Here is a 15,400-nt window from a genome sequence, read left to right on the forward strand (position 1 = left end):
TCATTGTAGTTGTAACCGTCAACGCCTAAGGTGTATGGGCTGTTCCAGGTTCCGTACGGGTGGACGCTACTGGTAGCACCGGGGTACAGCCTGACCGATGAACCCTGCACCTTCTCGTTGTAGTCCTTGCCGCTTAGGTCATACTCATTAGCAACGATATTACCCTTACCATCTGCTGGAGGGTTCTCCTGCTTGGCTACTGCTAGGCTGGTCATGGCAAAGAGAAACGCTATAGCCATCAGGATGACTAAACCTTTTTTCATCTTTTTCACCTCCTTTCGTTTTAAAGTAAGCCTATCCTATACGGCATAGTAAGGTTAACCTTTGCTATGCATAAAAGGTTGGTCAAAGGGTATTTTAAAAGGTATTTTTATTCAGTTATCAAAGAACTAGTATAGTTATTGTGCTAACAATCACTAAGTATAGCAATTAAGTATAGCAATCTATTGCCTTATACTAATAGAACAACGCTATTGGTAGGCCGCCATGCTTTAGCGCCTAAAAAGAACCGATACAGTTTAAGGAGCGATGGATTAAGCTAAGCAGCAACAGGTGTGGTGGCTTAGCTTGTTTAGTAATTCACAATTAGAGTATAGCAAGCGCATTGCCGTATGTCAAAGGTAAAATTAGGAAAATTACGAAATATTAAGATTTGAGCCTCTATGGTAAAAATCAACCTAGCACTAGTAGCAGGTAGGGTGCATTGTTTTACAAATAAGCAAGCGTAACTTTATAGTATGCCCCCAGGGGGTATATAAGTGTATAGTGCTAGCAATTATTACTATTGTTATAGTTATGATAGTTAATTTATAGCATAAAATAATCATCTAACAATAATTAGCGTAGGTAATAACCGCATGTTAGATATAGGTATTTATAATAATAATGGGGTTTCCCAAGTTCTGTAAAGCTGTGGTGTTACAAGAATGGCGTTGGAACAGACAAATTCCCAGCAAGCTTACGGTGGGTATTTTGGCGGCAAGGAATGCAAATTATACCCCGTAGTGTAAGGGCAGGTCTGTTTTAGAAAAAGCCGTTTGCGCCCTGATCAAAGAACTCAATATGGTTTCTGGGGGCAACAAATTCAAGAATTGGGCGGTCATCGGTATTTATAGGGATAGGCTTACCGCTGGGAAGTGTCCCGCAGACGAGTTTGCGGACTGCCGATGGATCGGCGAAGAAGCTAAACTGAAGCTGATCAAACGATAATCTACTTTGGGAAGCCTCCCGCACAGCTCTCTCGATTTCTTTAACGTTAAGGTTTCTGTCTCCATTTACGCCAACAAGCATGACGTCTTGTGCCTCATTTGCCCCATAGTTGGCTCCCCAGACATACGTCTGCGGAAATACTGAGGAGAAAGTTTTAAACATCATAAGCATATCTTCGTTCTTCATGATATACCGGGGGATCCACTGGCAATAGACGCCTCCATTGTTGAGTCGTTTGGCGGCAAGCTCAAAGAACTCTTTTGTAAAAAGGTGAGACACATGGGTTGAGACAGGATAACTTGGCTCAGAAGTTATGACGTCATATTTTTTATCGGTTACAAAAAGATAGTTCCGCGCATCGTTAAAGAAAAGCTGCACCCGGCGGTTTTTCTCGACAGAGTCGCCAACAAAATAGCGCGATGCTTGAAGAACCGATCTATTTATCTCAACTATGTCGACCCGGACACCAGGCTCAGAAAGAGCGGCATGCGCAGTCAGGCCGGTACCAAGCCCGATTACAAGCACGGATTTAGCGCCCCTTGTGCTCATAATCGGGATGAGTGCAAGAAGCGATGTGACCTGGCGGTCGTATTGTGTGTTGGATCCCTCAATTTTTCCATCGTTTACAAGAGACCTCTCACCGCCTGGTACTTCAAAGACAGAAACCCGACCATGAATGTCGTCGGCAAAGAAAAGGGTATTAATGTTTTTCATATACTCTTTATATTCATCATACGTTTGGTAATCTGCAATGCGGTAAAAGTTATGAGTGATTGCCGGCTGGTGGATTGCTGCTGCAGAAGTTCCTACAATAACCAGGATAGCGGCTCCGGCCATAAAAGATCTCCTGGCGACGGATGATTTTGAGACGATGATCATTGTCAGCGAGACGAAAAGATTTAAGCCCGCCGCAACAAAGGTAGTTCCTTTTATGCCGATTAAAGGAATCAGCAAAAATCCAGAGCCCAAAGAACCGATAATTGAGCCTACCGTGTTGATCGAATAGACATTACCTACATCATTGCCAAGTTCTTCGATAGAGGCAGTATTAATTTTTGCAACGACTGGAAAGGTCGCGCCCATAAATGTTGTTGGGATGAGCATAATAAGAAACGATAGAAGCAACTGGAAGAAGAAGAATAAAAAGAAGCCAGGCCTTGTAGTGTTGTAGACAAAAAAGTACAGCGTTGGAAGCACTTGAATCAGCGGTATTGTAAGCAGACCAAATATCGCTATGCCAAGTTCAAGCTTACCAAACAAAGCAAAAAGATTCTTGCTTTTATCTGCCCATCTGCCACCGGCAAACGCACCCAGAGAAAGTCCAGACATAAAAGCGGTAAGCATCATGGAAACCGCATAAACCGTCGAACCGAAAATCAGTGAGAGCTCTCTCGTCCAGATCACCTCGTAAATGAGAGCTGCCATTCCCGAGAATGCGAATGCAAATACCGCTGTTTTACGGGCACGGGCGGTTGCTGTTTTTTGTTTATCAGCAGCTTGCCTGACTGCTATTTCTTTAATGGAGGGCTTTGGTCTTGATGATTTGCTTTTCGTATGTAACTTTGCCAATCACTAACACCTCCTTGCGTGCATGAAGTTATAAAAAATGCAAAAAAACGGCTGCTCTGCCTTTATGCAAACGGTGTTTCTGCAACAAAACAATGCTTTCGCAGAAGAGATTTGAAATACTTAAGCAAGCCAAGCCACCGCCAGATGCAGAATAGGAGAGGCCCGTACGATACGGGCCTCTGTTATCCCTTGCCTCTTTGTTTGCAATCCTTTGTAAGTTAGTAAACGCTACGGTAATCCTCTTAGGATTACATCATCGTACTTGTCATCAGCAGTAGTGCCTGGCGTGTCGGTATGTCCTTCTACGCCTGCTCCACCGCCAGCCCAAGTGGTCGGGTTGTGACAATCCAGACAGACGCTGTCAATATCATGCGTCTTGGCGTTTAGGCCGCCAAACTGTCTGATCTGATTTGGTCCAATGGCCTGTGATGTTCCGTCGGTGTTGCCGACTACATCGATACCGAATAGATCGTCCTTGAGCATCATGTAACCAAGGGTTCGGTGTGGCCAGCTGAGACCATCATCAGAACAGGTAGACGAAGACACGCCCGGATTAGTTCTCCAGTCGCTTCCTGGAGCACCCCAATTAACTTTGCGGGATACTTTGATGATTTGGGTCTTGAGGTTTGTATCGCTGTAAGCTAACGAGATATCGTTGACCGGGTCGCCATTAGCGTTTCTTGTCAGATTATACATCGTATAGGCTTTGTACTGAGTGTGGTTCGGATCGCCCATCGCCATCATGAAGAACTGCGTAATGTCGGTCCGGGTGTTATCCGCTGCTTCAGCCTCTTGCTCCTGCTTCGTTAGCGCCAGAGATGGATTGACACCGCCACTTGTATTATGGCATCCACCACAGCCGCTTGAACCTCTGTGGCAGTTACGGCATCTCGGGCCGCCCAATTGGTCATCCTCCGGATTAAACCTCATGCTGCGGCTTCAGTGCCTGACGTTGGAGTCGTGGCCATATGCTATGTCGTAGTTGCCTTTCCAGTTATCGCCTGCATTGCCCTGGTTTCTAAGGGCACGATCCTCGCTGTACTGCGGAGCCTGTATGGTGTGGAAGCCAGAGTTGCCGTCATGGCAGTCAGTACAGAACTCATCAAGTATGAGAGATCTGCAGAACGGGTTCCTTACAGTGTAACCATAGTTCTGATTTGCAGGCGGCATTCCCGGCCCGAACTGCTCATCCCAGAGGCTCGCGCTTCCGACCGGGTTGTTCCAGTCTGTCGGAACCTTGTTGATCGGGTAAGCGGTATCGGTGTCAAACTCATAGAGTTTGTCGGTTACGGCGTCTGGAATCTCCTGACCAGCAGTAATTGTTATGTCCGGGTCGCGTCTGTAGCCACCGCCGATATCAATGGTTCCCATTGGCGCTGTTAAGCCAAGTGGGTCGTAAGTTGTAATCGGGCTTTGAACCGTTACGTTGGTATTCTGCGACATCTCGCGATCCGGGTCTTTGATGAGTAGCCAGCTACCGGCCAGATAATATGGTTTTGCCTTTGGCAATGAGATGCCAAGAGCCGGTACGAGATATGCGCCCCTCGCTAGTTTGCTCGGGTCATCGCCGGCGAACCCTTTTCCGCCGGAAGTAAACATATCATGTCCGGGGTTACCGATATTGTAAACTGCGCCGTTCTCAGTATCTACAATCGATGCGATCGGGTTACCGTTCTGGTCAAACCCCATGATTCTCTGCGGGTTAGCATGCGGGCTGTGGCAGTCAAAGCAAGAGAATCCACCGATCCAGTAGTTTGGAGTATATGCTGGATAGGTATCATCTGGAGCTTTCCACTTACCGTTATCGATACCAAAGCCCATGGTGTGACCGACGTTGTACTCAGTTGTGTAGTTATCGTCGTTGTCCATCTGGATGTTAAAACCAGAGCCGGCTCCTGTGCCGTGACACCAATCACATGCTTCATAGCGGGAATCGCCTCTTGTTAACTTGAACTTACCGGCCGCACGGTGAACCGCGTGGCACTCACGGCACCTGTGGGTAGAGGTGAGGTAACCACCGTGTGGACCTGAAGTAAAGACAGCCTGAGATGCGTTGGTGATGTCTCCAGGGGTACCGTCTTTGTTTACCAGAGTACCGTTATCGGTATAATCCTGGGCGTCATTGTAGTTGTAACCGTCAACGCCTAAGGTGTATGGGCTGTTCCAGGTTCCGTACGGGTGGACGCTACTGGTAGCGCCAGCATAAACCTGATCTACTCCATCGATTGTCACAGTTGCGCCCTGAGACCTCTGGGCCCAATCCTTGCCGCTTAGACTATAGTCATTGGCACGGATATTACCTTTACCATCGGCCGGAGGGTTTTCCTGAGCGGCGATTGCTATACTGGTCATGGCAAAAACAAGCAATATAGCCGTCATCAAAATCAAGGCCTTTTTCATCTTTTTCACCTCCTTTCATAGTGAAGTAAGCTTGAAAATCTGCAAGAGGTGGAAGAATTTATGCTGCTAGATAGTCTCCACATTACCCCCTAGGGGTATACCCTAGGCGAAAAAAATTTGTAGTCTTTTACGACAAATCGCTAATTAGAGCTTTTACACGCCAAGGGATTACTTAGGTCTCTTTATATTATATTTTTGTCAAGGAGCAGGTAGGCAAAGGGTGGCTTGGTGTTTCGTTTTGCCCAGCTTGTTTATACGTTCACAATCTAAACCTATCCCATAATTACATAGAAGTCAAGCGATTATTGAAAAAATTTTCACATTCTTTTCCAGCTCTTGCATGCAGCCCTGGCTAATGAAAGACGAGGTGATATTCAAGGCCATTTGGGAAGGAAAGCACGAAAAAGAAAAAGCGGGCCCTTTATGCCCGCTTTTTAGCTTTAGGTCTAGTTGTGCAAAAGGACGCTCTTTTCATCCTCCTGCACGTCGTATTTTTCAATAAATTCTTTGTAGCTTATCATCTTAGGCGGTTTTTTACCGTTTTCCTCTAAGATCTCACGCACTTTACTATCTTCAAATGCAAGCGTAAATGAATCAAACTTTATCTTCTCAAAAAACCTCTTCCTGGCCAGCACGAGAAAGCTTGCGGTGTTCTCTTCAACTCCATATTTTTCCATTAGTTTTTCGATTTCGTCTTTTGAGTACTTTCTTACGTTTGCTATGTCAACAAACTTTAACGTGTCTTCCTCATAATCTGCAAACCTGTCGAATACTTCCTGGCTTACCTGGATATTTTTTGCAACCTGGGTTAGAAGCCTTAGCTTTTGATCGGAAATGACGAGCTCAACGAAGTCCTCATTGGCGATAAACTTCTTGCGGCGCAGCAAGAGCATCAGAAGCGGTATGAAAAGCAGCACCCACCACGGGAAGTTATCAAATGGACTCTCTTCCCCAGGAATAGTAAGCTTTACTACCTGGACTCGGTCGTTAAACTTATCTGCGATTGCAAACGTCTTGTTGCCGAGGTAACAGATACCATCCGGCATGTTAAACTGTCCCTCAAGGTTACCCGAACTTCCACCAAACTTGGCTATCTCTTTGCCCCTAGTGTTATAAACCTTGATTGCATAGTCAAAGGCATCTACCACATACAGGCGGTCTTTTTCGTCTATTGCCATACCAGCTGGGAGGTTCAGGCCCTTCTTTGGGTCGAGAACACCTTTTGGCGGGTTACCTCTTATCCAGAGGACATCACCTTTTTTGTTAAGACAGACTAACCGCGTATTGTTGGTGTCTGATACGAATATATTCCCATGGCTATCAACGCATATGCCATGGGCGTAGTCGAAGCCGCCTACCATTCGGCTTCTAGCACCCCAGGTATCGAGTATCTTTCCGTCAAGGCTTAGAATCGCGATCGGGCCAAAAGTTGTTAGGTAGACGCGGTCTTTGGCAACAACCGGTTGTACCGGAGACATGAGTGTAGTCTCGCTTATGTACTTACCCTGAAGGTTAAAGATAACCAACCGGAAACGCGCCCTATCTGCGACATAGACACGGTTTCTCTGGGCATCAACAGCAATCCCTAATGGACCGCGCAGCGAGCCCGGCGCCATGCCGCGGCTTCCAAAAGAGCGCACATAGTTGCCATTTCTATCAAAGACGACGACTTTGCCCCTACTGGGTAGAGTGACATATATGTTGCCCTTACCATCGGTTGCAACTCCTGTTGGTCTTTTTAGTAGCTCATCTGGCCGGTCGCCCCAACCATAGATGCTGAAAAGATGGGTCATGCCTTCGCTTTGCACCTTTTCAGTCGAGTTGTTTAATACATAGAAGTAAAAGAATATAAGGAGTCCTAGCGTCAGCAGTAATATTGTTACCAGGATTATCAGTGTTCTAGTTCTAACCAACTTATGCCTCCTAGCTGTGAAGCGCCGATAATGTTATTTATTGTTTTTACTTATTGTTCTTTGTAGAGTTTTTGTTTAAATTCTTTGCCTCTAGTTCTTCAATTGCTCGTTGAGCCTCAGCATGGTCGGGTATAAATCTTAACGCCTCATCATATTCCTTCAATGCAAGGTCGTACTTGCCAAGACCTTCATACGCTTTACCCAGCTCATAATGAGCATCCGCGCTACTATCCATCCTTTGCAGTGCCCTTGTGAGGCAAGCAACTGCTTGGTTGTAATCCTTTCTCTTATTCATTATAACGCCAAGGTCATACCAGGCCAGCTCATTTCTAAGCTCGGTAACCCTTAACTCTTCTTTCAGTTCTTTAATGGCATTGCTTTCCTGGTTTAAATCCTTATATATCTGAGCCAATGTGTAGTGAAGCATCGGTGCGGCAGGCTGTAGGTCTATAGCTTTTTTTAGGTGCCCTATCGCATCCTGGGTTCTGTTTAAATCGGCTTCTGCCTTGGCAAGCCTGAAAAGATAGTCCGGGTTTTTTGGGTTCTTAGCAACCAAGGCCTTTGCGACATCATATGCTTGTTCGGCCGGGTTTCGGGGTTTAGAGCTAGCGAAAAAGACATCCTTTAGCATCAATCCAAGTATGATTATAATTCCAAGGGTTAAGAGGATTGTTAGGTAGATCAATACCTTTCTTAGGTTGCCTTCCATGCTACTTCCTTTCAAGCTTTAATTGCCAGAGGTGACCCTTTTCACAAAGCGAAGCAAAAAAATAACGATTCAAATAATAACATAGAGGTTTTTTAGAGGCAAGATAACCAGTTAGCAGATGGTTAACTAACAGGTTGATCGCTGCATGTAACAAAGAGTCAAGATAAAGATATAAAATTAAGAACTGCGGTCCAGACACAAAAGGCTGCTAGGCAGGGCTAAAGCTTGCAGCTCAACGCTACATTGCAGCCTGCAATATTTCAATTTCTAGTAGCTGGGTTTAAAATTACGCGCCACCTTAGTATTATGGTTATGCACTAGTATTAACGGGAGGTAATTATGAGACAGATCAAGCATGGGTTAATCTTATTGGCGGTTATTGTTATTGCATTGCTTATTCTGGCAGTCGGATGTTCATCCCAGGGCGGCAGTTCAGGTAGGCAGGCAAGTAAGGACAAAGGCGCTATGCAGCCGGCCTCCCAACCCGGTGAGGAGCGCAAAGAGTCGTCTGAACAGGCAAGCAAAAGTCAAGATTCTCTTGATACATCTAAGAAGCAGTATGCCGTTATCGAAACAAACAAAGGCAGAATTGTGTTTCAGCTCTTTTCACACAAGGCGCCCAATACCGTTAAAAATTTTATAAAACTTGCCAACTCAGGATTTTTTAACGGTATTAAGTGGCACCGCTATGAGCCTGGTTTTGTCATTCAAGGCGGCGACCCAAACAGCAGAGATAACGACCCCTCTAATGATGGGTTTGGAGGCCCTGGATATACCATAAAGGCTGAGATAAACGATGCTCCTCATTTAAGAGGAACCGTTGCTATGGCTCACAATGCAAAGAGCATTGATAGTGCGGGCAGTCAGTTCTATATCTGCCTTTCCGATCAGCCAAGGCTGGATGGCCAGTATACCGTTTTTGGCCAGGTGACAGAGGGCATGGATGTCGTGGACCAGATACGGGTTGGCGATGTTATGAATAAGGTCTATATCGAGGAGAGATAAAACCTTAAAACTGTAAAGTGGGCCACCAGGCGAATACTCCCGTCGCTGGCGAAAAAAATATAAAAACTGGTTGAAAATTCAGTTGACATGGTGAGCAAAAGCAAGTAGTATTGAGATACAGTCTCAATAAAAGGTGATTTATGAGAGCCGAAACAACGCAGTTTAAAAGCTATATCGAGGCTAGGGGATTGTATTTTACGCCAGAGCGGCAGTGTATTGCAGATGAGGTTTTCTCTAACCACGAGCATCTGGATGCTGAAGAGCTTTTGAAAATTTTAAAAGGCAAGGGGAGCAAGGCTTCTCGGGCAACGGTTTATCGCACCTTAGATCTGCTGGTTGAAAGCGGTTTGGTTGAGAAAATCGATCTTGGCGATGGCCGTTCGGTATACGAGCATACGGCGGGGCATGCGCACCACGACCACCTCATCTGCATCAGGTGTGGCTCAGTGCAGGAGTTCGAAGAGCCGCTAATAGAACAATTGCAGGATTGGGCCTGCGAGAAGGCAGCTTTTAAGCCAATTGGACACAATTTAAATATCTACGGTTACTGTAAAAATTGCAGTGCTGAATAGGTGCTGGATATTCGCATATTCGCATATATTTTTTAAAGTTTGGCTGAGATAGAGTCGCAATCTCAAAGGAGGATAAGATGTGTCTTGATCAGATAAGGACCGGTGAAGAGGTTATCATAAAAAGGATTCCTGATAGCATGGCAAAAACACAGTTTATCAGATTTGGTATAGGTGAAGGAAGTACCGTCGTTTGCCATAGCAAAATCCCCTTCGGACCGGTGGTTCTGCGAAAGAACCGGCAGGAAATTGCAATCGGCCGCGCCCTTGCATGTACGATCGAAATCGAGAGGAGGGGCAGTCATGCCAAGAGACATAGACACGGCCGGGGTTAAAACTACACATGGAGGGCACTGCCATACCGGCTCACTGGCGCTTGACGTGCCGCAGGATTGCCAGAAAATCGTCCTCGTGGGTAACCCGAATGTTGGAAAGTCTGTTTTCTTTAATTACTTCTCGGGTTTATATGCCGATGTGTCTAACTATCCGGGAACCACAATCGAAATATCCCAGGCACGCTACAAAGATAGCGCCATAATCGACACTCCAGGAATCTATGGCGTCTCGTCGTTTAATGACGAGGAGATCGTTGCACGGGATATAATATTAAGCGCCGATAAAGTTGTAAATGTGATCGATGCAGTGCACATCGAGCGAGACCTTTTTCTAACACTGCAGCTTATAGATATGGGCCTGCCGCTTATAGTGGCTCTTAACTTTATGGATGAAGCTCAAGAACAAGGGTTGAAGATAGATGTAGATTTACTCTCTGACCTTTTGGGAGTGCCGGTAATTCCTACGGCTGCGGTTAAGAAGCAGGGCTTGGCCGATGTAGAAGCGGCTCTTACGGAGGCCAGGGAAGGGCGTCAGGACCCGTTTCTGCATAAGAAACTTCACGAGATGCTCTCACGAGTCGGCTCCCAACCGGAAGCTCTTATGGTTTTAGAGGGCGACCCATATGTTGCCGCAAGACATGGCATATCTCCTGGAACCGATCGGGAGGAGATATATGTAAGGCGCCGCGAGCGGGTAAACGATATTGTCAACCATGTTGTAAGCGAGACGAGAATATCTGAGACTATTCGGCAAAAAATCGGCCGGCTTGTTTTGAACCCAATAGCGGGCATCCCTATTCTTGCGCTTGTACTCTACGGTCTGTATGAGCTTGTTGGAGTTCTCATAGCGCAAATAATCGTTGGAGTAACTGAAGAACAGATAATGCAGGGGCAATGGGAGCCCTTCATAAGGGGCATCGTTGAGCCGATTATAAGCCAGAAGACCGCACTTGGAACAATACTTATCGGCGAGTTCGGCGTTTTGACGATGACAGTGACCTACCTCTTGGGCTTGCTCTTGCCTCTGGTTTTAGGTTTCTATCTGGCTCTTGCCTTGATGGAGGACTCGGGTTATTTGCCTAGGTTGGCTACTTTGGTTGATAGGGCACTTAACGCCATCGGGTTAAACGGTAGGGCGGTTGTACCGATAATTCTGGGCTTTGGCTGTGTCACCATGGCGACCATAACGACAAGACTTCTCGGTACCGAGCGGGAGAAGACGATTGCAACTGCGATACTCCAGTGGGCTATTCCCTGCTCTGCACAGCTTGGGGTAATTACAGTTCTTCTGGCTGCAATAGGGGGACCATATATACTGCTTTACGCTAGCATAATCTTTCTGGTTCTCGTGACGGTTGGAACCGTTCTTTCAAAATGGCTGCCGGGAAAATCTTCGCCGCTTCTAATCGACCTTCCGCCACTGCGCCTGCCGAGGCCAAACAATGTGGCTAGGAAAGCTATCACCCGCACGTATGCATTCATGAAAGAGGCCACCCCCTGGTTTTTTGTCGGTGCACTTATCGTGTCGGTGATGCAGGTCACCGGATTGCTTAATGTCTGGCAGAATCTCTGGGAGCCGATTACTACTGGCTGGTTAAAGCTTCCAAAAGAGGCGGCAACAGCTTTTGTAATGGGTCTTGTTAGGCGAGACTTCGGTGCAGCCGGTCTTTTCGGGATGCATTTAGCCCCAATGCAAACGGTTGTAGCGCTGGTTACTATCACACTCTTTGTGCCCTGTATAGCTTCGCTGATGATACTATTTAAAGAGCGCGGGGCAAGGCAAGCGGTGCCAATCTGGATCGGAAGCTGGGTTTTAGCTTTTGGTCTTGGTGGAGTGCTTGCGCAGATTTTGGTAAGGTGATTTAGATGAAATGTGAAATAGTAAAGCCCAAAGAGGCAAAAGAAATAGAGAAGGTCTGTAACAGGTGTGGGTTTAAAACTAACAATCCTCTTATCACTGTCTGCCCTCGGTGTATGGCAGGACTGCCGGGTTTTGCCTCATGCAGTGGTGGCTGCAGCAGCTGCCACTTGTCCAGGTAGGTGGGTAGCTAGGAACACTGGTTGCCGTAGTTTTATACCTACTTGCTTATAAAGCCTAGCTTCTGTATTCTCAAGAGAAGCTAGGCTTTTTGCTTAGGCGAAACTATGCTGCAAAAAGGATAGGCTATACTCTCAAGCGAACGTATTAGTATTTGCATTGCTAAAGATTTTAATATAGTAGACGATAATTTCTTTAAGCAGTAATCCGGAAGCTAGCAGGGGGTTACCAGTGATGAAGCACAAAGACGCAACAAATGTAGCAGTTATAGGCGCCGGAAGTGAGGCAGCGGATATTTTATCTACGCTTTGCAAGTGTCCAACGATTAATGTGGTTGGGTTTTGCGACCCCCGCTCCGATTCGTCCAGCACTTCGATCGCCCAGGAACTAAACATTCCCTTATTTGAAAGCATTGGACAGCTACCGGCAATTGGTAATGTCGACGTTATTGTTGACACGTCAGACGGACAGATCGATATAGGTTCTGTTAAGGAACTTAGCAAAGTCCAGGTAGTTCGCGGTAAAGCAGCTGATGTCATAAAAGGGCTTGTTGTAAACGGAATAAATGCAAGCGATAAACTTGATAGCATACTTGCCGCTTCAGATGAGTTTGGCACAATGCAGGATAGCCGGGAACTTTACCAGGCGATTGTGGAAAATGCTCTTAAAGTAGTTGGTTGTGCTGCTGGCACCTTGATAATCTTTAGCGAGAGAGATGAGACATGCCACCTTGCTGGAGTGGCAGGCTACTCAAAAACAATTAATGTGAAGAGCTGGGAACTTCAGCCTGGCGGAATTACAGAGCAGCTCCTAGATGAGGATACTCCAATGATTATCCAAAATATTAACGAGGAGCCTCTTTTTGATAACCCCGTAATGAATGAAGGAACGGTTTCTGTTCTTGCTACCTCGCTGAAGCAAGATTCCGAGGTGATAGGGCTTCTATTTGCCGGTGATTTTAAGCTAAGGAATTTCTCCGAACAGGAGTTATCTTTATTTTCTGCATATGCTGGGCTGGCATCGCTAGCTCTTCAGAAAGCAATGCTCCTTGAGAAAAACGAAGAGCTTACTGTTACTGATAACTTAACTGGGCTTTACAACAGCCGTCACTTCTTTACTACCCTAGAGGCGGAGATGGCAAGAGCAAAAAGATACGGCGGAGGATTTGCAATACTTCTCATGGATGTAGACGGTCTTGATTTTGTCAACAACTATTTTGGCTACTCGAAGGGAGACTGGGTCTTAAAGAAAGTCGCAGATGTTTTAAAAAGCTGTTCGCGCCAGACCGACTACAAGGCCAGATATGGCGGAGATGAGTTTGTCATGCTCCTGCCAAGCACCAGTTGCAGCCAGGCATCCATTCTTGCAAACCGCATTAAGCGTGAAGTTAGCGATTTAGTAATTAGAGAAGGCGGACAAGAGTTCAGACTCTCGGTTAGTATCGGGATAGCGGAGTTTCCATGCCTGGGTAAAAATTGCGACGAATTGATGAATGCAGTAAGTACTGCCCTTTATATCTGTAAGCAGCGAGGAAAAAACCTGGTCTGCTGCTATGAAGATACCGGGGCTTCAAAATAGAAAACCTAGCCTCCTCTTTTCTTAAGTAAAAAATCGGGATTAAGTTCCTCAACTTTCCTAAAATATCGCTCTGCTTTTTTGGTATCGCCGTTTTTTTGTGCATTGGTTGCAAGGATAAGATATGTTCTTGGGTCTTTATCTCCCAGTTTTTCTAGCTCCTCGGCAATCGCTATCGCACTACTTGAGTCATTTTCACGATTTGCAACCTCAAGGAGTCTTTTTTTCGTAAGTATAAGGCTTGGCCATAGATTTTCTGCTTGCTTGTAATATTTTTTTGCCTGCACAAGGTTGGTTCTATCCTCGGTTATCTCATAGGCTACTAAATTGGCCTCGCCAGCATAGTAGGTTAACTCAAAGCTTCTTTTGTTATAAATCAGGCCTTGGTCTGCAATTAATAAGGCTTGACGTGCGTAAATAGTACTATTATAAAGCGAGGCATAGCTTAAATAAAACTCTACTGCATCTTTCCTGTATTCTGTCTGGTAAGGGTCAAGAGCCAAGGCACGTTCGAAGTATGAAACCGCTTGATCTGGGGATGACCTGGCAAGCTCTTCTCCTTTATAGATGTAGTAATCAGCAAGTACCGGTTTGGCTGTAAATAAAACGACTAAAACAGAGACTATCACCAAAGCCGGTGTGGCTGGTTTTAGCTTAAGCCAGCCAGGCATCACTATCACTTTTTTCTCTTTAGTCGGATACTTGATATTGCCCGCAATTCCCAGCAAGGACCAAATTAATGGTGTCAAAAAAACAGCAGTAATGCCGGTCTGAGCCTGCGCAAGGTAGCCGATTATAGCACCGAATAGACCTGTCATATAGGATGTTCGAAATGCCATCTTATTTCTGAAAAGCCCAAGGATCGCCATGATAAACATCCAGACGTAAAGCAGCATTCCGGGTATGCCACCACTAAGTGCGGCTTGCAAAAAATCATTGTGTGCGTGTTCTGTAAGCATACGCGGCGAATCAGAAGCATATTTCTCTGCTTTGTACAGAGGCATCCAATCGTTCATCTGTTCAGGACCATATCCCAGAAGGGGTTTATCGGCTATCATTTTAAGTGATGCTCTCCAGGTCTCTATTCGATTTGCCGCTAAACCTTCCGAAAAGCTAAAAGTTGAAACAAGTCGGCTTTTTAAATAATTGCCAGGGATGGCGATAAGGGAAGTTATCAGCAAAACAGCAATAACCAAGACCAGCCCAACTGTTCGCATCCTGTTTTTACTTTGGATGGAGGATTTAGCCCGGCTTGTTTTCATGCGTTTGCTAAGTGCGATGTTGCCTCTCCATCTTATAAATACCGCAACGGCTGCTACCGAGATCCCAAGCCACGCACCTCTTGATTCTGTAAATATAAGATCGATTATTCCGATTACTATAAGGGTCCAGGCAAGCAAACGCCACCTTTCCTCATTAGAATTTCTTGCAAGGCTAAGGAGAAGCGGCAGCATAATAACTAAATAGGCTCCAAACAGTACAGGATTGCCGAGGCTTGAGTGTACGCGGGTTTCAAAGCGAAAGACATTCGGAAAATCAAGTCCCGCAGCCTGCAACAGACCGTAGATGGCTACCGGTATAAAACCAATCGTCATCACCTTAAGCACGCGCTCAAATGATTTCTCATCTCTTACGAGCTGGACTACTATAAAATAAATTATCGCATAACAAAAAAGGGCGGGCAGTGTCTCGTATTGTTGGTATTTGCCGATTATCCCAAGTATGGGCATGTCAGAAAATACTAGCGACAAGGTAGAAACCAGTAAAAGCAGTGCAATAGGAATATCAAAAACCGACCTGTAGAGCAAAAGTTTTCCGGCCTTTATCGCACGGGCGGTGAAACCTACGATCAAAACTGTTGTTGCTATATAGAGAAAGGTTACCTTTGGTAGAGCGTACATATCAAAGCTATAAGGAAACATGACTATAGGTAAAAGGGCCAATATCACAACGACAGCTAGCGCTAACGGGTCGTTAAATAAGTTATTGCTATCCGCATACCTAGTCTTTTTTCCCATGATATGTCCTTAAAAGATAATTTGATTATAAAGTGGTGCCGCCAGGTGGTGGCACCACTC

12 protein-coding genes are annotated in these 15,400 nt (G+C 45.7%); 5 read left to right on the forward strand and 7 right to left on the reverse strand.

The window, feature by feature from the left end:
* From K6T91_06355 to K6T91_06380, 6 genes are all read right to left on the reverse strand, one after another.
* On the reverse strand, positions 1-263 hold a 263-nt coding region (locus K6T91_06355; GenBank protein ID MCL6472419.1), incomplete at its 3' end, for a hypothetical protein.
* A gap of 760 nt (positions 264-1,023) precedes the next feature.
* Positions 1,024-2,778 (reverse strand): fused MFS/spermidine synthase, encoded by a 1,755-nt coding sequence (locus K6T91_06360; protein ID MCL6472420.1) that lies wholly within the window; start codon positions 2,776-2,778, stop codon positions 1,024-1,026.
* 228 nt (positions 2,779-3,006) lie between these two features.
* A complete protein-coding gene (locus tag K6T91_06365; protein MCL6472421.1) occupies positions 3,007-3,681 on the reverse strand; it encodes a hypothetical protein in 675 nt (224 codons plus the stop codon).
* Positions 3,682-3,717: 36 nt separating this feature from the next.
* Positions 3,718-5,178, reverse strand: coding sequence for a hypothetical protein (locus K6T91_06370; GenBank protein ID MCL6472422.1), 1,461 nt, complete (start codon positions 5,176-5,178; stop codon positions 3,718-3,720).
* A gap of 446 nt (positions 5,179-5,624) precedes the next feature.
* Positions 5,625-7,091 carry a 6-bladed beta-propeller gene (locus K6T91_06375; protein MCL6472423.1) on the reverse strand — a complete coding sequence of 489 codons (1,467 nt, stop codon included), beginning with the start codon at positions 7,089-7,091 and terminating at the stop codon, positions 5,625-5,627.
* Between the two features lie 46 nt (positions 7,092-7,137).
* Positions 7,138-7,800, reverse strand: a complete 663-nt coding sequence (locus K6T91_06380) for a tetratricopeptide repeat protein (protein ID MCL6472424.1) — start codon at positions 7,798-7,800, stop codon at positions 7,138-7,140.
* 465 nt (positions 7,801-8,265) lie between these two features.
* Here K6T91_06380 and K6T91_06385 point away from each other — a divergent pair, with 465 nt between their 5' ends.
* From K6T91_06385 to K6T91_06405, 5 genes are all read left to right on the forward strand, one after another.
* Positions 8,266-8,805, forward strand: a complete 540-nt coding sequence (locus tag K6T91_06385; protein MCL6472425.1) for a peptidylprolyl isomerase — start codon at positions 8,266-8,268, stop codon at positions 8,803-8,805.
* Positions 8,806-8,945: 140 nt separating this feature from the next.
* Complete coding sequence (locus tag K6T91_06390) at positions 8,946-9,377, forward strand: transcriptional repressor (GenBank protein MCL6472426.1); 432 nt, start codon at positions 8,946-8,948, stop codon at positions 9,375-9,377.
* A gap of 77 nt (positions 9,378-9,454) precedes the next feature.
* Positions 9,455-9,709 carry a ferrous iron transport protein A gene (locus K6T91_06395; GenBank protein MCL6472427.1) on the forward strand — a complete coding sequence of 85 codons (255 nt, stop codon included), beginning with the start codon at positions 9,455-9,457 and terminating at the stop codon, positions 9,707-9,709.
* Positions 9,678-11,570: a ferrous iron transport protein B gene (gene feoB, locus K6T91_06400; protein MCL6472428.1), complete on the forward strand. Its 1,893-nt coding sequence runs from the start codon at positions 9,678-9,680 to the stop codon at positions 11,568-11,570. The genes K6T91_06395 and feoB overlap by 32 nt, the downstream gene beginning before the upstream one ends.
* Before the next feature lie 408 nt (positions 11,571-11,978).
* Positions 11,979-13,325 (forward strand): sensor domain-containing diguanylate cyclase, encoded by a 1,347-nt coding sequence (locus K6T91_06405; protein MCL6472429.1) that lies wholly within the window; start codon positions 11,979-11,981, stop codon positions 13,323-13,325.
* 5 nt (positions 13,326-13,330) lie between these two features.
* On the opposite strand, the gene K6T91_06410 is transcribed toward K6T91_06405, so the two are convergent.
* Entirely contained in the window at positions 13,331-15,340 is a 2,010-nt protein-coding gene (locus tag K6T91_06410) for an O-antigen ligase family protein (protein ID MCL6472430.1), read from the reverse strand.
* Positions 15,341-15,400 lie beyond the last annotated feature (60 nt).

The sequence above is a fragment of the Bacillota bacterium genome, from assembly GCA_023511485.1.
GTDB lineage: Bacteria > Actinomycetota > Aquicultoria > Aquicultorales > Aquicultoraceae > CADDYS01.